Source organism: Curtobacterium sp. AB7 (genome assembly GCF_044909335.1).
Taxonomy (GTDB): Bacteria; Actinomycetota; Actinomycetes; order Actinomycetales; family Microbacteriaceae; genus Curtobacterium.
Map to the genome: position 1 here is coordinate 168,739 of NZ_JBIYED010000006.1, position 19,388 is coordinate 188,126.

General features: G+C 71.5%; 18 protein-coding genes. 3 read left to right on the forward strand and 15 right to left on the reverse strand.

Annotated features, from left to right (window positions below):
• Positions 1 to 127: 127 nt before the first annotated feature.
• Entirely contained in the window at positions 128 to 868 is a 741-nt protein-coding gene (locus ABH929_RS13930) for a TetR/AcrR family transcriptional regulator (protein WP_404561648.1), read from the reverse strand.
• Between the two features lie 123 nt (positions 869 to 991).
• Between ABH929_RS13930 and ABH929_RS13935 the strand changes: the two genes are divergently transcribed.
• Positions 992 to 1,918 carry an NAD-dependent epimerase/dehydratase family protein gene (locus tag ABH929_RS13935; RefSeq protein WP_404561649.1) on the forward strand — a complete coding sequence of 309 codons (927 nt, stop codon included), beginning with the start codon at positions 992 to 994 and terminating at the stop codon, positions 1,916 to 1,918.
• 289 nt (positions 1,919 to 2,207) lie between these two features.
• Here ABH929_RS13935 and ABH929_RS13940 read toward each other — a convergent pair whose 3' ends face one another.
• The 3 genes from ABH929_RS13940 to ABH929_RS13950 all read right to left on the reverse strand — a co-directional run bounded on the left by ABH929_RS13940 (position 2,208) and on the right by ABH929_RS13950 (position 6,196).
• The gene (locus tag ABH929_RS13940) at positions 2,208 to 3,557 is read right to left on the reverse strand and encodes a fibronectin type III domain-containing protein (protein ID WP_404561650.1); all 1,350 of its coding nucleotides are present in this window, start codon (positions 3,555 to 3,557) and stop codon (positions 2,208 to 2,210) included.
• Between the two features lie 290 nt (positions 3,558 to 3,847).
• Positions 3,848 to 5,626, reverse strand: a complete 1,779-nt coding sequence (locus ABH929_RS13945) for a DEAD/DEAH box helicase (protein WP_404561651.1) — start codon at positions 5,624 to 5,626, stop codon at positions 3,848 to 3,850.
• A 105-nt stretch (positions 5,627 to 5,731) separates the two neighbouring features.
• Positions 5,732 to 6,196 carry a MarR family winged helix-turn-helix transcriptional regulator gene (locus ABH929_RS13950; RefSeq protein WP_205464009.1) on the reverse strand — a complete coding sequence of 155 codons (465 nt, stop codon included), beginning with the start codon at positions 6,194 to 6,196 and terminating at the stop codon, positions 5,732 to 5,734.
• A 96-nt stretch (positions 6,197 to 6,292) separates the two neighbouring features.
• On the opposite strand from ABH929_RS13950, the gene ABH929_RS13955 reads away from it, so the two are divergent.
• Entirely contained in the window at positions 6,293 to 8,542 is a 2,250-nt protein-coding gene (locus ABH929_RS13955) for an MDR family MFS transporter (protein ID WP_404561652.1), read from the forward strand.
• A 73-nt stretch (positions 8,543 to 8,615) separates the two neighbouring features.
• Complete coding sequence (locus tag ABH929_RS13960) at positions 8,616 to 9,203, forward strand: TetR/AcrR family transcriptional regulator (RefSeq protein WP_404561653.1); 588 nt, start codon at positions 8,616 to 8,618, stop codon at positions 9,201 to 9,203.
• A gap of 115 nt (positions 9,204 to 9,318) precedes the next feature.
• On the opposite strand, the gene ABH929_RS13965 is transcribed toward ABH929_RS13960, so the two are convergent.
• The 11 genes from ABH929_RS13965 to ABH929_RS14015 all read right to left on the reverse strand — a co-directional run bounded on the left by ABH929_RS13965 (position 9,319) and on the right by ABH929_RS14015 (position 19,357).
• Positions 9,319 to 9,819, reverse strand: a complete 501-nt coding sequence (locus ABH929_RS13965) for a flavin reductase family protein (protein WP_404561654.1) — start codon at positions 9,817 to 9,819, stop codon at positions 9,319 to 9,321.
• A 14-nt stretch (positions 9,820 to 9,833) separates the two neighbouring features.
• Positions 9,834 to 11,543 carry an MFS transporter gene (locus tag ABH929_RS13970; protein ID WP_404561655.1) on the reverse strand — a complete coding sequence of 570 codons (1,710 nt, stop codon included), beginning with the start codon at positions 11,541 to 11,543 and terminating at the stop codon, positions 9,834 to 9,836.
• Between the two features lies 1 nt (position 11,544).
• Positions 11,545 to 12,879 carry an NtaA/DmoA family FMN-dependent monooxygenase gene (locus ABH929_RS13975; protein ID WP_404561656.1) on the reverse strand — a complete coding sequence of 445 codons (1,335 nt, stop codon included), beginning with the start codon at positions 12,877 to 12,879 and terminating at the stop codon, positions 11,545 to 11,547.
• Complete coding sequence (locus ABH929_RS13980) at positions 12,876 to 13,541, reverse strand: cysteine hydrolase family protein (protein ID WP_404561657.1); 666 nt, start codon at positions 13,539 to 13,541, stop codon at positions 12,876 to 12,878. The genes ABH929_RS13975 and ABH929_RS13980 overlap by 4 nt, the downstream gene beginning before the upstream one ends.
• Before the next feature lie 44 nt (positions 13,542 to 13,585).
• The gene (locus tag ABH929_RS13985) at positions 13,586 to 14,650 is read right to left on the reverse strand and encodes an LLM class flavin-dependent oxidoreductase (RefSeq protein WP_404561658.1); all 1,065 of its coding nucleotides are present in this window, start codon (positions 14,648 to 14,650) and stop codon (positions 13,586 to 13,588) included.
• Between the two features lie 48 nt (positions 14,651 to 14,698).
• Positions 14,699 to 15,838 carry an ABC transporter substrate-binding protein gene (locus tag ABH929_RS13990; protein ID WP_404561659.1) on the reverse strand — a complete coding sequence of 380 codons (1,140 nt, stop codon included), beginning with the start codon at positions 15,836 to 15,838 and terminating at the stop codon, positions 14,699 to 14,701.
• A gap of 184 nt (positions 15,839 to 16,022) precedes the next feature.
• On the reverse strand, positions 16,023 to 16,865 hold the full coding sequence (locus ABH929_RS13995; RefSeq protein WP_404561660.1) for an ABC transporter permease: 843 nt from the start codon (positions 16,863 to 16,865) through the stop codon (positions 16,023 to 16,025).
• A gap of 13 nt (positions 16,866 to 16,878) precedes the next feature.
• Positions 16,879 to 17,706 (reverse strand): ABC transporter ATP-binding protein, encoded by an 828-nt coding sequence (locus ABH929_RS14000; RefSeq protein WP_111086902.1) that lies wholly within the window; start codon positions 17,704 to 17,706, stop codon positions 16,879 to 16,881.
• A 174-nt stretch (positions 17,707 to 17,880) separates the two neighbouring features.
• Positions 17,881 to 18,294, reverse strand: coding sequence for a hypothetical protein (locus ABH929_RS14005; protein WP_404561661.1), 414 nt, complete (start codon positions 18,292 to 18,294; stop codon positions 17,881 to 17,883).
• Positions 18,295 to 18,338: 44 nt separating this feature from the next.
• Entirely contained in the window at positions 18,339 to 18,755 is a 417-nt protein-coding gene (locus ABH929_RS14010; protein ID WP_404561662.1) for a hypothetical protein, read from the reverse strand.
• A complete protein-coding gene (locus ABH929_RS14015) occupies positions 18,752 to 19,357 on the reverse strand; it encodes a nucleotidyltransferase domain-containing protein (RefSeq protein ID WP_404561663.1) in 606 nt (201 codons plus the stop codon). The genes ABH929_RS14010 and ABH929_RS14015 overlap by 4 nt, the downstream gene beginning before the upstream one ends.
• Positions 19,358 to 19,388: the final 31 nt, after the last annotated feature.

Here is a 19,388-nt window from a genome sequence, read left to right on the forward strand (position 1 = left end):
TGCCGTCCGTCCGCTCCGGTCGTCGGGCACGACCTCGGCGTAAGGACCTGTCTACCGCAGCGACCGGCACTCTGTCAGGCCCCGAGTGCGAGTCGTGGACAACGGCCCGGACCGACCAGACGACCGGTCAGAACGCTGCGGCGAACCCGAGGTCGTCGGCGAGCCGCGCGATCACCTGGTCGAAGTAGGCGGCGCCGTCGGACACCGAGCCGACGAAGTGACCGAAGAGCTCGAACGAGATCGTCCCGAACACCGTCGACCAGGCCATCAGGGTGCGGACCAGGACCTCGTCGGGCAGGGCGATGCCGAACGACCGCAGGGTGGTCACTGCGTCCGCGACGGCGGGACCGGCCGCCCCGGGAGCCGCCGTGGGCGCGGCGGGTGATCCGGGCCTCCCGTCCACTCCCGATGCCGACGTGACGTCCCCGCCGGGCGCGGCCGCGTCGGCCACCACCCGCACCAGCGCGAGCGTCGTCCGCGCGGCGGGCGCGATCGTCTCGCGCGGTGCGGCGTAGCCCGGCACGGGCGACCCGAACAGCAGCGCGAAGTCGCCCGGGTGCGCGACGGACCACGATCGGATCGCGCGGCACGTGGCGACCCAGCGTGCACCCGGTTCCGGGCCGGCCGCGGCGTCCGCAGCTTCGACCGCTGCGCCGAGTTCGTCGTAGTCGACGATGAGCAGCGCGGTGAGCAGGTCGTCGCGGCTCGGGAAGTAGCGGTACACCGCGGACGACACCATGCCGACGTCGCGGGCGACGGCTCGGAGGCTGAGCGCTGCGGGCCCCTCGTCGGTGAGGCGGGTGCGCGCGGCGGCCAGGATGTCCGCCCGCACCGTCTGCCGGGCGAGCTCGCGTGCTGTCGGGGCCATCCGGCCACCATGACACACGAGAGCACTGCACACAAATGAGAGCAGTGCTCTTGCTCTTTCGTCGCCGAGCACGCATCCTGGTTGCGAGAGCACCGCTCTCGCGAACCGACGGAAGCAGGGACCATGTCGCACCACCACCTCGTCATCGGCGCCGGCCCGGTGGGCCGCCACGTCGCCGCACTGCTCGCCGAACGCGGCGATCACGTCACCGTCGCCACACGCTCGGGCCGCGACACCGGCCTGTCAGGGGTCGGACACCTCGCGCTCGACGCCTCCGACGCCGAGGCGCTCACCCGGGCAGCCGACGGCGCCGCCGTGCTGTACAACTGCGCGAACCCCGGCGACTACACCCAGTGGGAGCGCACCTGGCCACCGCTCGCGGCGTCGATGCTGACCGCTGCCGAGCGGACCGGAGCCGTCTACGCCATCACCGGGAACCTGTACCCGTACGGCCCGGTCGACGGACCGATGCACCCGGACACCCCGGACGCGGCGACCGACCACAAGGGGATCCTCCGCGCGCGGATGTGGGCGGACGCGCTGGCGGCGCACCGGGCCGGACGGGTCCGCGCGGTCGAGGTCCGGGCCTCGGACTACGTCGGGCCGGGCATCGGGGCGAACGGGCACGTCACGCGGGTGCTGCCGGCCGCGCTGCGGGGGAAGGCCGTGACGATGATCGGCAGGACCGACCTGCCGCACACCTTCACCGACGTGCTCGACGTCGCCAGGACCCTGATGGCGGCGGCCTCGAACGAGCGGACACACGGCCGCACGTGGATGGTGCCGAGCAACGCTCCTCGTACCCAGCGGCAGGCACTGACCGAGGTGCTGGCCTCGGCCGGCAAGGCACCCGTGCCCGTCCGCCGGATGCCCGCGGTGGCGATCCGTGCGCTCGGGCTCGTGTCGCCGATGATGCGGGAGCTCGCCGACATGAGCTACCAGTGGACAGCGCCGTACGTGGTCGACGACGCCGAGAGCCGCACGGTGTTCGGCATCGAGCCGACCCCGTGGGACGAGGTGTGCCGCCGGACCGTCGCGGGGGTGGGGTGAGGCGGGCGGGGCGCGGCGGGCGGGGTGCGGCGGGCGGGGTGCCGTGGGCGGGGTGCCGTGGGCGGGGTGCCGGGCGGGGTGCCGGGCGGGGCGCGGTGGCGCCGAGGTTCCACAACACGCCGCAGGTGTGCCGCCGAGGTTCCACGGATCAGCGCAGGGAGCGTCGAGGATCCAAGATCTTGGAACCTGGGGCCCGCACGTCCCGCGCGCCGCACGCCGCCCACCCCGCGACACAGGACGGGGTGGGACGCGCCGTTGCGTCCCACCCCGTCCTGCCTCGGTCTGCCGGTCAGATCACCAGCAGCCGCGAGTACTGCGCCGACGACAGCTGCTGCGCAGCCCCGCCGGAGGCCGGCACGCGCCAGAGCCCCGGCGTCGCGCCGCCGTCGATCGCGACGAAGACGTCGCCCTGGGCATCCGTCGCCCCGACGTACGGTGCACGACCGTTCGCGGTGATCCCGCTCGTCGTGCGCTCGGTGGTCGCGCCGGAGGCGTTGCGGACGAACTGGTGCGTCAGGGTCCGGTCGACGTGGCAGCCGCCGGGGCTCCCCTCGCTGATCGCGGCGCACCACTGCGCGGACTGCAGGATCGTGAGGTCGGTCGAGTTGACCGCCGCGTACTCGAACGCGATCCGCGGCTCGATCACGGTGAACGCCGTGGCGCGGGCGGGCAGGGCGTACCAGCCGAAGTACCCCGAGCCGCCCGGCGACTGGAAGGACACGTAGAGGGTTCCGGACCCGTCTGCGAGCAGCCCGGACAGGTACCCGTACGTCTGGCCGGCGGGGAACGCCACCGTCCGCTTCGTCACGGTGCCCGTCGGGCTGGCGGTGTTGACCAGGCCCCCGGTGGCCGTGCTCGTGTAGGCGGAGACGGTGCCGTCACGGCCGACGGCCCACTGGGAGCGGGACGCCGAGTTCTGCGCGGCCGGGAACGTGACGGCCGTGGCCGCGGTGGAGCTGCCGACGGGGAGCTTCTGCACCGCACCCGTCACCGAGTCGATCCAGTACAGGTTGCCGGCGACGTCGGAACGCAGGTCGGGCGTCAGGTGCAGGCCGGTCGCCAGGGTCCGCGTCGCGCTGCCGTCAGCGGGGTGGAAGAGGATCGAGGTGTGGTCGGCCGACGGGGTGAACACGTCACCGACGTCGTCCGCGGTGAAGCCGGTCCCGTTCGCTGCGACGACCTTCCCGGTGCCGGAACCGTCCCCGGCGAACCGCACGACGTTGCCGGACGCGTCGAGGGCGAAGAGCGACTGCGTCGTCTCCACGACGGCCGGTGCCGTGTAGCGGACGGCCACCGCGCGCCCGGCCTTCTTGCCGCTGACCGCCCGCACCGAGAACGTGTAGGTCGTCTTCGGGGTGAGGTCACCGAACCGGTCGGACCGTGCCTTCGCCGGCAGCCGGTCGACGCCGTCGTCGGGCTGCTGCTGCACGGGGGCGATCGCCACGGTCCACCCGGTGACCTTCGCGCCGGACTTCGGGGCACCCCAGGTGACGGTGGCGCTGTCGGCAGCGCCCGAGACCCGGACGGAGGTCGGCGCACCCGGCGCCGAGGACGGAGACGAGGGGGCAGCCGTCGCCGGCGCCACTCCCCCGATGACGAGCGCCGCCGCTGCTGCGACGGTGATGAGTGCTCGGTACACGTGCGTTCCCCTCTTCCCCGCGGCTCCCTGCGTCACGGCTTCCGGTATCACAGCACCGCTCAGGAGCCAGGGGAACGGGTCCGGGCGTGATGTGCGGTTCCCCGCACCGCAAGGCTGCGCAGCGGAACGTCCCATCCCACTCGCGATCGGAGGACGAATCGCGCGTGGGCGGTCGGGACCCCCTGCATCCAACGCGCGGAACGTCACCCCATGCGCGGAACGTCACCTCACAGACGGACGGGAGGCACGGTGCCAGCTGGCACCGCGCCTCCCGTCAGTAGGTGGCCGCGTCAGTAGCGCGGCTTGCGCTCCGGACGCTCGTCGCGGCGGCCGCCACCACGGCGGTCGGGCTTGATCTCGATGAGCTTGCCGCTGATCCGGGTGTCGGTCAGGCGGTCGAGCACGCCACCGTCCATGTCGGCGGGCAGCTCGACGATGGAGAAGTCCGGCTGGATGCGGATCGCGCCGAAGTCGTCGCGGCGCAGGCCGCCCTCGTTCGCGAGGGCACCGACGATCTGGCGGGGCTCGACGCGGTGACGACGGCCGACCTCGATGCGGTAGGCGGTCATCGGCTGCGAACGGCGGGGCGCACGGTCGCGGTCGCGGTCGCCACCTCGGTCGCTGCGCGGGCCACGGTCGTCGCGTGCACCGCGGTCGTCGCGCTCGCCACGGCGGGCGTCGCGCTCCATCTGCGTGCGGAGGGCGTCGTCGGCTGCGGTGAGGAGCAGCGGCGAGTCGCCCTGCGCCACCACGGCCAGGGCAGCGGCGACGTCGTCCGAGGGGACGTCGTGGTGATCGACGTAGTGCGCGATGACGTCGCGGAAGGCGGCGATGCGGCCCTGGTCCTCGAGCGCCGCGGTGATCGCGTCGTCGAAGCGGGTCAGGCGCGTCTCGTTGACGTCGTCGATCGTCGGCAGCTGCATCTGGGTGAGCGGCTGCTTCGTGTGGCGCTCGATCGCGGAGAGCAGGCGACGCTCGCGGGGGGTGACGAAGCTGATCGAGTCACCCGAGCGGCCGGCACGACCGGTGCGGCCGATGCGGTGCACGTAGGACTCGATGTCGACCGGGATGTCGTAGTTCACGACGTGGGTGATGCGGTCGACGTCGAGGCCACGGGCGGCGACGTCGGTGGCGACGAGGATGTCGAGCTTGCCGGACTTCAGCTGGTTGACGGTCCGCTCGCGCTGGGCCTGGGCGACGTCACCGCTGATCGCGGCTGCGGCGTATCCACGGGCCCGGAGCTTCTCGGCCAGGGTCTCGGTCTCGCTCTTGGTGCGGACGAAGATGATCATGCCCTCGAAGTCCTCGACCTCGAGGATGCGGGTCAGGGCGTCGACCTTCTGCGGGTACGAGACCATCAGGTAGCGCTGCGTGATGTTCGCGGCGGTCTTCGTCTTGGTCTTGACGGTGATCTCGGCCGGGTCCGTCAGGTACTGCTGCGAGATGCGGCGGATCTGAGCGGGCATGGTCGCGGAGAACAGGGCGACCTGCTTGTCGTCGGGGGTGTCCGCCAGGATCGTCTCGACGTCCTCGGCGAAGCCCATCTTGAGCATCTCGTCGGCCTCGTCGAGCACGAGGTACTTCAGCTCGGACAGGTCGAGCGTGCCCTTCGCCAGGTGGTCCATGATGCGACCGGGGGTGCCGACGATGACGTCGACGCCGCGGCGCAGGGCGGACAGCTGCACGCCGTACGCCTGACCGCCGTAGACCGGCAGGACGTGGACGTGCTTCATGTGGGACGCGAACTGCTCGAACGCCTCGCACACCTGCAGGGCGAGCTCGCGCGTCGGGGACAGCACGAGCGCCTGCGGCTTCTTGCTGCCGGGCTCCATGCGGGACAGGATCGGCAGCGCGAAGGCGGCGGTCTTGCCGGTTCCGGTCTGCGCGAGGCCGACGACGTCGCGGCCGTCGAGCAGTGTGGGGATGGTGGCTTCCTGGATGGCGGAAGGGGTCTCGTAGCCGATGTCCTTGACGGCCTTGAGCACAGCATCGCTCAGGCCGAGATCGGCGAAGGTCACCACGGGCCCCTCGTCGGTGGTCTCGGTGGTGGTGGCGGTGTCCGTGCTCATACACCAACGGTATCTCGAATGCACGCTCCGCAGTGACCGGAGGGCGTCCGGACGGGAGGAACGGGGCGGGCCCGCCCCGCGCCTCCCGGTCATGTCGTGGTCACGTCACGGGCGTGAGGTGCCGATCCCGAGGACCGCGTCGGCCCGGTCGTTCAGCCGCGTGAGCATCTCGGCGAGCGAGCGCAGCTCGTCCGAGGCGAACTCCTCGGTCAGGTCGTCGAAGACCTCGGCGCCGGCGGCGTCGAGCTGGTCGAGCAGCTGCTTGCCTGCGGGTGCGAGCGAGACCAGGGTCGCTCGGCCGTCGGCGGGGTCCGGCGAGCCGACCAGGTGCTCGGCCTCGACCAGGGACGCCACCCGGCGGCTGATCACCGGGCGGGACAGGCCCGTCGCGTCGGCGATCGCGGTTGCCCGGACCGGTCCGTGACCGGCGACGGCTCGCAGGATCACCCGGGCGGTCGGGTCGAGGCCGCCGCGGGACTCGATGAGCGAGGAACGCAGGGTCTGCCGGACCCACAGCCGGTCGAGCTGGGATCGCAGGAGTCGCTCGGCGGCACGCCGGTCGTCGGACATGGGGCCAGCGTAGTGGGCACATTTAGTTGCTTGCCGGAAGCAACAGATGTATCGTTGCGCGGTCTGCAAAGTTACACAGCACGAAAAAGGAGTTCGATGACCGCCACCGCACCCGTCCAGGTGCAGCACGGTCGGCACACCGCCGAGGCCCCAGCAGCCTCCGGCGGGACCGGCCCGCAGCCCTTGATGACCCACCGCCAGATCCTCCTGGTGATCTACGGCCTGATGGCGGGCATGTTCCTGTCGTCCCTCGGCCAGACGGTGTTCGGCACGGCGATCCGCACCATCGGCGACGACCTGCACGGCCTCGACCAGCAGGCCTGGGTGACCACGGCCTACCTCATCACCTCGACGATCGCGACGCCGATCTACGGCAAGCTCTCCGACATCTTCGGCCGCCGCCCGCTCTACATCTTCGGCATCGTCGTGTTCATCCTCGGCGCCGTCTTGTCGTCGATGTCCACCTCGATGCTCATGCTCGCGGCCTTCCGCGCCGTGCAGGGCATCGGTGCCGGTGCCCTCATGTCCCTGCCGCTCGCGATCATGGGCGACATCCTCGCCCCGCGTGAGCGTGCGAAGTACCAGGGCTACTTCCTCGCCGTGTTCGGCATCTCGTCCGTCATCGGGCCGCTCATCGGCGGCCTGCTCGCCGGTTCCTCCGAGATCCTGTGGATCACGGGGTGGCGCTGGGTCCTGCTGATCAACGTGCCGATCGGTGTCGCCGCGCTCCTCATGGTCATCGTCTTCCTGCACCTGCCGAAGGTGCACAGTGCCGACGACGCGAAGCCCAAGGTGGACTGGTGGGGCGCGACCGCCGTCATCGTCACCCTCGTGCCGCTGCTGCTCGTCGCCGAACAGGGCCGCATCTGGGGCTGGGGCTCCCCCGCCGCCATCGCCTGCTACGTCGTCGGGGTCGTCGGCCTGGTCGGGCTGCTGCTCATCGAGTCGAAGATGGGCGACGCGGCGATCATCCCGCTCAAGCTCTTCCGCTCGGGCACGTTCTCGATGGCGACCGTCATCGGGTTCCTGGTCGGCTTCGCGATGTTCGGTGCGATGCTCACCATCCCGCTCTACCTGCAGATCGTCGTGGGGCTCACCCCGACCGAGTCCGGCTTCGCCACGCTCCCACTGGTCGGCGGTCTCATGATCGCCTCGATCACGAGCGGTCAGATCGTCGCCCGTGTCGGCCGATACCGGATCTTCCCGGTCATCGGCACCGCGCTCGTGTCCGCCGGCTACGTCGTCCTGACCTTCATGTCGATCGACAAGCCGCTCTGGTTCCTGATGATCGGCATGTTCCTGATCGGCCTCGGCCTCGGCTCGGTCATGCAGTCGCTGACCCTTGCCTCGCAGGGCTCCGTCGAGGCCCGTGACATGGGCGTCGCCACGTCGTCCGCCACGTTCTTCCGGCAGATCGGTGGAACGCTCGGCACGGCGGTCCTGCTGTCCATCCTGTTCTCGGTGATGCCGGCGAACATCCTGCACGCGACCGCGAACGAGAAGGACCTCGGCCCGGCGCTCGACGCCGCGCTCAACCCCACCGTCGCCAGTGCGAAGGCGAACCAGGGCGCGATGGACAAGATCTGGACGCCCGTCGTCACCCCGCTGACGAAGACCGTGCAGTCGCAGCTCGACGCTGCCTCCGCGAAGGCGACGCAGGCCGCCGACGCCGCGGTCACCGAGCAGGTCACGGCAGCCGTGCAGCAGCAGGTCGCCGCCGGTGCGGTCCCCGCCGCCTCGGCACAGACCGTCATCGACCAGCAGGTCGCAGCGGCGACGCCGGCGGCCGAGCAGTCCGCCCTCGAGCAGGTCGCCGACCAGGCACACGCCAGCGTGCAGGGCGGCGCGGTGTCCGTCGACTGGTCGAACGCCTCGCAGCGCTCCTACTGGGTCGACGAGCTCACCCCGGAGCTCGCGAAGAAGATCGACGACGGCAACACCACGAGCGACAGCGCCACCAGCACGAACGACACGTCGTTCCTGACCGGTGCCGACAGCCGCCTGACCCGGCCGTTCATGGCGGGCTTCAACGCCTCGTCCGTGACGATCTACTGGGTCGGCCTCGGCGTGATCCTGCTCGCGTTCGTGCTCACCTGGTTCTTCCGGGTGCCGCCGCTGCGCCAGCGTTCCGCACTGCAGGAGCGTGCCGACCTGTCCGCCGAGGCCCAGCTCGAGGCTGAAGCCGGCGCCGCCGCTGCCGACGCCGGCTCGTTCACCGGTCCGATGACCGGGTCCGTGCCGACCGGCTCGGGTTCGAACGGCTCGGGTTCGACCGGCTCGGGTCCGACCGGATCGGGTCCGACCGGATCGGGTTCGACCGGATCCACACCGACGCACCGTCGGTGACCGACCGGGCCGTCCGTGCCGTGCCCCCTTTCCGGCACGGGCGGCCCACCACCCCCCACCACCAGGAGTCCACGTGATCACCACCCCGGCAGCTGCAGCGGCGACGGAGCCGTGCACCCTGCGGGAACGCAAGAAGCAGCAGACCCGGCAGGCGCTGCACGACGCGGCCCTGACACTGGTGTCCGCGCACGGGCTGGACGGCGTCACCATCGAGCAGATCTGCGCCGATGCCGATGTCTCGCCCCGCACCTTCTTCAACTACTTCTCGTCCAAGGCGCACGCCGCCCTCGGACTCGACTCGGTCGAGGTCCCGGAGCCCTCCGCAGCATGGTTCACCGAGGCTCGTGGCGGCCTGGTCGACGACCTCTGCACCCTCGTCGCGGCGACCGTACCGCTGTCCCAGGACCGCCGACGGATGAAGGAGCTGCTGGTGCTCCGGCCCGAGATGTCCTCGATGGTCATGCAGTGGATGGCCGAGTCTCGTCGGTCCCTGCTCAGCGTCGTGGGCACCAGGACCGACGACCAGACCGCACGTACGGCGGTGACGCTCGTGATGTCGGCGCTCAGCGAGGCCGCCCACCGCGACTCCGTGCGCAACAACGACGAGCTCGCGGTGCGGCTCCGGGCCGTGGTGCGCGAGATGGCGGCGCTGGCCTCCTGAGGGGCGTCGCGCGGGGTCGTGCCGCGTACCGGGTCGTTTCGGGCGTACCGGGCTAGAACTTCTGACCAGGTACGCCCGATTCCGCTTCCCATCGCCCGCGTTCTGGGAAAGAACGTCAGGCGGTGGCGCTTGCTGGCCGCCGAGCGGGCCGGTGCCAGACGAGCGCCGCGTTGGCGCGGTCGCGGGCGAAGCGGAGCACCCGCAGCACCACGATGTCGTGGTCGCCCGCGCGGTGGACGGCCTCGACCGAGCACTCCAGCCACGAGTGGGCGCCGTCGAGCAGCACGGCCCCCGACCCGGTATCGACGTGCGGTACGCCGACCAGTCGCTGCGACCGATCGCGGGAGGCCAGCTGCCGGGTCTGCGCCGCGTGCCCCTCGGCGAGCACGGAGATGCCGAGCACCGGCACCCCGGCCAGGTCAGGCCAGGTCGTCGACGAGTGCTGCACGGCGATCGTCGCGAGCGGCGGGTCGTACGAGACCCCGACGGTGAACGACGTCGCCACCATGACGACCGGCACGCCCTCGACCCGTGCGGCGATGGCGGCCACGACCGAGGGGACCTCGGCGATCGCCTCTCGGATGTCGAGCGGGTCGTCGATGAAGTCGTGCTGCATGGTGGTTCCTTCGTTCAGGAGCGGGCGAGCAGGGTGCGGGCACGGCGCTCGTCGGCACGCATCGCGGCGACGAGGGCGTCCGGCCCGGGGAACGTGCGCTGCCGCCGGAGCCGACGACCGACGGTGAGCTCGACGGGGGTGCCGTACAGGTCGCCGTCGAAGTCGAGCACGTGGATCTCGACGGTGCGCGGCCGGTCGGCGAAGGTGCTGTTGCTGCCGATCGACACGAGGGCCTCACGGGCACCGGACCACGTCGGCGCGGTGAGCCAGCCGACGTAGACCCCGTCCGACGGCACCGCGCCGCCGTCGTCGGGCAGCAGGTTGGCGGTCGGGAACCCGAGCCCGTGCCCGACCCCGGCGCCGTGCACGACCGCGCCGGTCAGGACCGCCGGCGCTCGCCCTGGCAGGGACGCCGCCGCCACGAGTGCCCCGACGGCCGCCAGCGCCAGGGCGCCGAGGGCAATCGCGTCGGTCGACACCGCGAGGAGCACGGCGGTGACCGTGCTGCCCAACACGGCACCGAGCTGCTTCACGGTGTTGAACGTGCTCGACGCCGCACCGATGGTCGCCGGTCCGGCCCCGAGCACCGCCGCGAGCGAGAACGGTGACCAGACGAACGCGTTCGCGACCCCGAAGCCGGTGAACGCCGTCGCCGCCGCCCAGAGGGGCGCCCCGGTCCCGATGAGCACGGCGGTGAGCGCCACCGAGACGACGAGCAGGACGGCGCCGATGGTCGCCGTCGCACGGGGGCCCGCGGTGTTCGTCGTGCGGCCGACGAACGGTGCGGCCGCCAGGCAGGCCACTCCCATCGGCACGAGCACGAGGGCCGCGGCACCCGGTCCGAGACCACGTCCGTCCTGCAGGTCGAGCATGAGCGGGATCGGGGCAGAGCCGACGCAGAACGACGCGGCGGTCGCGCCCCACGAACCGGTCACGAACCCGCGGTCACGGAACAACCCGAGCGGGACGAGCGCCCGGTCCCCCGCGCGGCGCTGCATCGTGAGCACCGCAGCGACGACGAGTGCGCCGAGCACCACCAGACCGACCCGCGGCAGGGGTGCGGCGAGGACGCCGTCGCCCGTGCCCTGGACACCGACGACCACCGCGAACACCCCGGCGGTCACCCCGACGACGGCGAGCACCGGCAGGGGCACCGCGGTGCGTCGGGACACCGGCACGAACCGGAGCACGGCGAGGGCGGTGACGATGCCGACGGGCACGTTCACCAGGAAGACCGACGGCCACCCCCACGCCTCGACGAGCACGCCGCCGACGATCGGGCCGGCGACGGTCGCCGCACCGCCGCCGGCGCTCCAGACGGCGAGCGCGACGGCGAGCCGGGGTGGTTCGAACAACGAGCGGATGACCGTCAGGCACTGGGGTGTCAGCAGTGCGGCGCCGACGCCCTGCACGGCGCGCCAGACGATGAGCGCGCCGATCCCCGGTGCGAACGCGCACCCGACCGACGCGACGGTGAACACCGCCAGTCCGAGCAGGTAGACCCGGCGGTGCCCGAAGCGGTCGCCGAGCCGACCGGCGACGAGGAGCGGTACGGCGAACGCGAACAGGTAGGCGCTGTTCACCCAGACCGACAGCGACGCGTCGGTGCCGAGGTCGCTGCCGATGTCCGGCAGGGCGACGGACACGATCGTGCTGTCCAGCAGCAGCATGAAGAAGCCGAGGCAGAGCCCGCCGAGCGCGAGCCACCGACGGGCCGGGGTCACCTCACACCGCCAGGTTCTCGCGGAGCGTCGACCCCGGGTACCGCGGCGCCAGGGCACCTCGGGCACGCAGCTCCGGCACGAGCAGCTCGCTCAGGTCGGCGAACCCGGTGGGCATGCCGAGCGGGCTGGACAGCATGTAGCCGCCGCGTCCGCCGGTGGCCGCGAAGTTCTCCTGCAGGGCGTCGGCGACCCCCGCGGCGACGCCGACCAGCATGTGGTCGAGGCCCGTCGCGGCACGCCAGCCGTGCTCGAAGAAGTCGTCGCGGTCCATGGTGTGGTCCTCGCCGAACTCGGCGACCAGGCTGCCGACCAGGCCGGCCGGGCTCGCCTGCGCGGCGACGATCTCGTCGCGCAGCTCGCCGAGCCGGAACGTCGCCGGCAGCGTGGAGAAGTCGTACCCGGCGTTGTGCGAGATGAAGGTGCCGACGGCCTCGCGGTTCCAGAACGACAGCAGCGAGTCGCGGCGGGCGGCGGCCTCGGCGTCGGTGGCTCCGACGATGACCTGGGTCGCCCAGAGGATCCCGACGCCGGACGGGTCCCGACCGGCGTCGGTGAGCGCTGCATCGAGGGCGTTCCGGTGCCGGAGCTGTCCGGCGACACTCGACCCGAACCCGAACACCAGGTCGGCGAACGAGGCACTGGCGGCGATGCCGCGCGGCGAGTTGCCGGCCTGCACGACGACGGGGTGGCGCTGCGGACTCGGGACGCTCGCGAGCGGGCCGCGCACCTTGAAGAAGCGGCCGTCGTGGTCGATCGGGTGCACCCCGGCCGGATCGGCGAACCGGCCGGTCGCGCGGTCACGGACGATCGCGTCGGGGGCGACGGAGTCCCAGAGTGCACGGCAGACGCCGATGAACTCCTCCATCCGTTCGTACCGCAGGTCGTGGTCGATCAGGTGGTCAGACCCGTAGTTCGCGGCGTCCGCGCCCCGCGACGAGGCGACGACGTTGAACGCCATCCGCCCGCCCGTGACGTGGTCGAGCGAGTTGAGCAGTCGGGCGACGGAGAAGGGGTGGGTGAACGTGGACGAGTAGGTGAGCCCGAACCCGATGTGCTCCGTGACGGTGGACATCGCGGCGATCACGGGCGACATGTCCTGCCGGGGCCACTGGATGCCCCACTCGACGGCCGGGTCGATGCTGCCGCGCCACGTGCTCGGCACACCGGACCCGTCGCCGAAGAACAGCATGTCGACGCCCGCGCGTTCGGCGGTCCGGGCGACCTCCATGTACATGCGGACGTCGGGGAAGTCCTGCCCGACCCAGCTGCCGGCCGCTGCCCACCGCCCCTCGGTGTGGGTGAAGGAGAGGTCGTAGGCCAGGTGCATGCCGCTCATCGGGCACCCACCGGCGAAGCCGACACCGACGCAGACGCAGACGCAGCAGCCGCGCGCCACAGCGCCACCGTCTCGTCGGCGTCGGTCACGACGCCCACGTTGAGGTCGATCAGCGTCAGTGCGGCGTCGTGCACGTCGGTGTCGTACGCGGCGGTGGCGTCCTGCGGGACCACCACGGGCCAGCCGAGCTGCATCGCGTCCTGCGCGGTCGCGAGGACGCAGCACTCGGTCGTGAGTCCCACGACGGTGACCCAGCCGATCCCTGCGGCGGTGAGCCGGGCCTCCAGGTCGGTGCCCAGGAACCCGCTGTAGCCGCGCTTGACGACGCGTGTCTCTCCGGGCGCGGGCGCCGTGCGGTACCACTCGGCGCCCTCCGTGCCGATCCGGCAGGGTTCGTCGTCCGGCATGGGTCCGGCCGGGTCACCGCCGCGCAGCCAGGTGCTGGAGCGCCACGGCCGTGCCGGGTCGCTGCCGAGTTCGACCCAGACGACGGGGACGCCCGCTGCGCGGGCCTCGTCGACGAGCGAACCGATGCGGGTGACGGCGGCGTCGACGGCGACGGACGCGCGGTCGTCGAGTCCGTACGGGGCGATCCGCGCCGGCTCACCGAAGTCACGCTGCACGTCGACGACGACGAGCGCGGGCGGGAGCGCTGCTGACACCAGCTGTGCCAGCCGCGGGTCGCGACCCGCGTCGAGTCCCCCGGTCACCGGACGACCGCCGCGTCGTGCTGGCGGAGCGCCGGCAGGACGGTCTCCCCGAACAGCACCATGTCCTGGTCGTACTCGGGGAAGATCAGCATCAGGCCGTCGAGCTCGCCCCGGTCGACGATGTACTCGATGTGCTCGGTGACGGTCTCGGCGGACCCGGCGACGTACGCGGTCTGGAACGCGTCCTCACCGGCAGCGCCGTCCGCCCAGGCACGTGCCTGCTCGGCGGGGACGCCCCACGACGCCCGCATCGACGCCAGTGCTTCGCGGTCGACGCCGGCACCCCACTCGCGCACCTTGCGCTGGGCTGCAGCGTCGGTCTCGTCCTGCACGACCGTGAGCATCGAGTAGGTGCGGCACTCGCGTCCCTCGGCGGCGGCACGGTCGTGGACGTCGCGGGACAGGTCGCGCATATCGTCCAGGCTGTCCGCCGCCAGGAAGGCGCCGTCGGCGTGCTTCGCCTGGAACGCCCGGGCCGCCTCGGACTTGCCGGCACTGATGATGGTCGGCCGCGATGCGGGGTGAGGGCGGGACTCGCACGCGTCGAGGTCGAAGTACGGTGTGTGCATCGTCACGCTGTCCTCGGTCCACAGGCGCGTGACCGCCTCGGTCCAGAGCTCCGTCATCCGGTACCGGTCGGCGTGGCTGAGGGCCGCGTCCCAGATCCCGAACTGCTCGAACTCCGCCGCGTAGGCGCCGTTGACGATGTTCATGCCGGCCCGGCCGCCGGAGACGTCCTGCAGCGTCGTGTACATCTTCGCGGCGACCGCCGGGTTGTGGACGTTGGCGTGCATCGTCGCCCAGATCTTGACCCGCTCGGTGGCCTCGGCGATGCCGGCCATCATCGTCATCGACTCCAGGGAGCGGCCCCAGTGGTCGGTGGAGCCGCCGAAGCCGCGCCACTTCGCCATCGACATCACGAAGTCCAGGCCGATCGTCTCGGCGTGGAGCGCCGCGCGCTTGTTCCAGGCGTAGGTCGCCTCGGGGTGGGGCGCCGTGGTGGAGAGCATCCACCCGCCGTTGCCGATCGGGAGGAAGATCCCGTACTCCTTCGCGGGCATCTCACGCCGCCTTTCTGGTCGTTGCGGAACGCTCGGTGACGATGGGGCTCACGGTGCGGGCCACACGGTCTCGCCGTCCTTCGTGATCGCGTCGATGTACTCGTTCGTGAACCAGCCCTTCGCGTCGTCGGCGGTGACCGAGCTCTTGACGATGTCGAACTGGTGCAGCATGTCGACGAGCTTCGTCACGTTCTCCGGGTCGATCCCGCCGAGCGGCTGGTCCGGCGTCGGGTTGTCCGCGATGACCTTCGTCTCGGTGGTCCAGATCTTGGTGTTCTGGGCGGTGTCGTACGTGGCGCCGGACAGCTTCGCGGCGTACCCGACGCACTGCTTGGTCTTCGCCTCGCTCGCGGAGCAGAAGTCGTAGGCGTGCAGGGCTGCGCGCAGGACGTCCTCGACCGCGGTCGGGTGCGCCTTCGCGAAGGCGGGGTTCACGGCCATGGCACCGATCGACGAGGGGATGTCGTAGTCGACGGGCTGCCAGACGGTGACGTCGTCACCGGCGGCCTTGAGCAGGTTCGGCTCGTTCGACACGAAGCCCGTCAGGGCCTCGAGGCCGTTCTGCTTGCGGGGCAGGACGGACGGGTCGTAGCCCTCCTTGACGAGCGTGAGCGAGTCCCACTCGACGCCGGCCTTCTCCATCATCGCCCGGACCGAAGCGGGGACGTAGCCCTTGTGGCCGACGACCTGGCCGTCGAGCTGCGGCAGCTTCGTGATGTCCTTGTTCGTCATCAGGACGTCGAGGCCGGCGTTCGAGTACGACGAGATCCCGGTGATGTCGATGCCGTTCGCACGGGCCTGGATGAGGTCCTGCTCGGCGACGGCGGACACGGTGGCCTGGCCGCTGGCGAGGAGCTTCGTGTTCTGGGCGGTGTCACCCGAGCCCGGCTTCAGGGTCACGTCGAGGCAGAGGTCCTTGAAGTAGCCGAGCTCGTCCGCCGCGATGTACTCGAGGATCGACGCCGACGACTGGTACTGGTAACCGGACAGGTAGGTGATCTTGCCGGCTTCCTTGTTCTCCTTGCACCGCTCGGCCGAGATCGCGCTGCCCTCGGACGAGGTGGTGCCGGCGCTCGAGCCGGTGCTGCATCCGGTGAGCGCGAGGGCGACGACGGCGGTGGCGAGGGCCGCGAGTGCGGCCTTGGTGCGGTGCTGCATGGTGCTGTGCTGCATGGTGCTGTGCTGCATGGTCACTCCTGTGGGAAGGGATGGGTGGTGCAGGGCGGGTGCGGGTGCAGGTGGTGCGGGTGGGTCGGTGGGTCGCCGGACGTCGGCCTGGAGGCGCGGCTGACGTCGCGCGGGCAGGCTCGCGCCGGCGGGAGGTGCGGCAGGGCCGCGGGGCGGCCGCGGGGTGCGGCCGAGGGACCGCGTGTCAGTCGTTCGCGGTGCGGTGCCAGTGCAGGACGCACCGCTCGACGAGCGTGATGAGTCCGAGCAGGACCACGCCCATCACCGCGAGGATCGCGATCGCCGCGTAGACGACTTCGAGCTGGTTCATCGACGACGCCGTGCTGATCACGGTGCCGAGGCCGCCGGTCGAACCCGAGGCGGACAGCTCCGCGACGACCGCGCCGATGATCGACAGCGGGAACACGATCCGGAGGGCTGCGAACACGAACGGCAGGGCGTTCGGGATCCGCAGGTGCACGAGCATCTCGAACCGGGAGGCATCGATCGTCTTGTAGACCTGCAGCACGGGCTGCGGCACGGACCGCAGGCCGGCGGCGGTGTTGATCAGGATCGGGAAGAAGCAGATGAGCGCCGTGATGACGAGCTTCGGCAGCGGCCCGAACCCGAACGCCACCACCAGGGCCGGGGCGATCGCGACGAGGGGCGTGACGTTCAGCACGATGGCGATCGGCATGACCGCACGGCGGACGATCGGCAGCTCACTCGTCAGCACCGCGAGCACGAAGGCGGCGAGGAACCCGATTGCCAGGCCGACGAGTGACTCCGCCAGGGTGATGCCGGCGTTCTGCAGGTAGTAGGGCAGCTGCGTGGCGAGGGTCTCCCCCACCGCGGGCAGCGGCGGCAGCAGGTACGGCATCGCCGTCGCGCCGATCTGCCAGAGCACCGCCAGGACGGCGAGCATCACGACGAGGGGCAACCAGACGGTCGGTCGGAGCCAACCCGGCACCGGTCGACGGGCAGAGCGTCGCTCGGCGTCGGCCGTGGTGGCGGTCGCGGCGGGCGTGGAGGTGGTGGTGGCGCTCATGGTCCCGTCTCCCTCAGGCCGCATCGGTCATGCGCCAGGCGCTGTGCAACCGGGTCCGGACCAGGTCTTCGTACTCGTGGAACCGCTGTTCCTCGAACAATCGCTGGTTGCGCGGGCGGGGCAGGTCGATGTCGATGACGTCGACGATCCGGCCGGGGCGCGGCGCCATCACGACGACGGTGTCCGACATCCGGACGGCTTCGGACACCGAGTGCGTCACGAAGAGCACCGTCGTGCGCAGCTCGTCCCACAGGTCGAGCAGCTGGTCCTGCAGGCTCTCGCGGGTGAACTCGTCGAGCGCCGAGAACGGCTCGTCCATCAGCAGGACGTCGGGGCGCAGGCCGAAGGCCCGGACGATCGCGGCGCGCTGCTGCATGCCGCCGGACAGCTGCGCGGGGAGCTTGTCCATCGCCTCGCCGAGTCCTGCCATCCGCAGGAGTTCGCGCATGTCCGGGCCGGCGCCGGTGCCGCGCTCCTCGAGGTCCTCGATGGCGGCGCGGCGGCGACCGGCGCCCGGGTTCACGCGCCCGGCGAGCGAGACGTTCTGCAGCACGGTGAGCCAGGGCAGCAGCGCCGGCGCCTGGGGCACGAGTCCGATGAGCTTCGCCGCGCAGGCCTGGGCCGGCGTGACACCGTGCACCCGGACGTCACCGCGGTCGGCGGGCTCGAGCCCGGCCACCAGGCGGAGCAGGGTCGACTTCCCGCAGCCGCTCGGTCCGATGAGCGACACGAACTTGCCGGGCTCGATCGTCAACCGGGCGTCGTCGAGGGCCACCATGGCGCTCGGGCCGCTGCCGTACACCTTGCGCACCGCGTCCACGCGGACCGCTGATGTGGTCATCCGTTCCTCCATACCGTCGGCGAGCACGCAGGCTCGGTCTCGTATGGCGGAGAGCGTGCGTCGCGAGCTCGGGCTGGTCTGCGACGCGGAAATCCGCTGCTGGTGTCGAGGCTAGGACGCCCGTGTTACGGAGTCGGACCACATGTGTTGCGAACGTGTGAACGAGTGAGCGGGTCAGCGCGGCGAGGGCTCCGCGGTCTGCCCGTCCCAGACGAGCACCTCGACACCGAGGTCCTCGGCGGCCACCGCCACCCACCCGGCGAGCGCCCTCGCCGCGGGTTCGGCGACGACGAGCACGGCCCGCTCCACCCCGGGGACCGACTGCCGCAGCCACAGCAGCTTGAACAGGTCCGCCATCACCTTGTTGCGCCAGGCGGGCTTGTAGGCGCCCTGGTTCGCGACGAGCTGCACGACGACGTGGTCGGCGTCGTCGATGCCCTCGACCTCGACCCGGGCGCGGTCGAGCACGACCGTGCGCGGGCGGAGGACGAGACCGAGGGCGGTGCCGGTGTGTTCGAGCATCCGGCGTTCGACGGAGTCGGGGGCGAACCGGCCCCACTCGGAGCGCGCGACGGGGACCTCGGTCATGTCGGCAGTGTAGGCGGGCCAGCCGCTCCGGATCGACCGGCGCGTCAGACCGACCGCGCGGCCGCCTCGAGGGCCTCGGCCGCTTCCCCGGCGCGCACGATGTCGCTGACCCACCGCGCGTTGTACTCGGCTTTGGTCTTCACCGCCAGCAGCACCTCGAGGTGCTTCGCAACCGACTGTCCAGCAGCCGCACGCAGCACGGGCACCGCTTCGTCGTGTGCTCCCGATCGCGAGTACTCGCCGGTCCGAGCGACGCAGATCGCGTCAGCCGCGGCGATGCCGCTGAGGACGCACTGCGTGACGAACGCGTTCGCGAACTGCGATCCGGCACTGAAGACCCCTGCATCACCGCCGAGCGCGCGGAGGGCCTCTGCAGCGTCGAGGAACTCCGTCGCCTTGGCGAGCCGGCCCCTCCGGAACGACTCGTCGCCCGGTGCGGTGGTGCCAGTTCGCGGGGTCATCCAGTCAGGGTACGGAGCTTCCGGGACAGCCATCGACCATCGCCTGCGATGGGAATCCCGTCCCCGGCGACCGATGCGAGGAGCGGGTCGATGCCGTCGATCTCGTCCTCGTCGAAGAGGACCGGCCGCACGGCGTTCCCGGTCCACCGACCGGCCGCACGGCACACCGCGTGGATCTGGTCCTCTGCCTCCGCACGTCGGCCGCGCTCGACGATGAAGCAGACATCGAGGTCGCTGTCCGGCCGCATCTCACCACGGGCGCCGGATCCGAAGAGCGCGGCGTACCGGAGGGGGATCGGTCGACAGCCCGATCGGAGTCGTTCGAGGAACGCGCGCCGGAGATCGGCCAGAGCGGTGATCGCATCGGCGGCGAGGTGTTCCCGGTTCAGGCTGAACGACTTCGTCCGTCCGGTCCGGTGCCCGTCGACGACACCCTGCTCGACCAGCCGATCCGCACTGTTCCGGACCCCGGCGTACGACCGGTCCGGCACCAGGCTGCAGATGTCCGCGATCGTCATCGGTCCTGGCGCTCGTGCCAGGACGGCGAGCACATCGCCGTCCACGGAGGTGGTCACCGTCGTGAAGGGGGATTGCAACTGCATCGGGACCTCCGATCGATACGAGTAGAAGTCT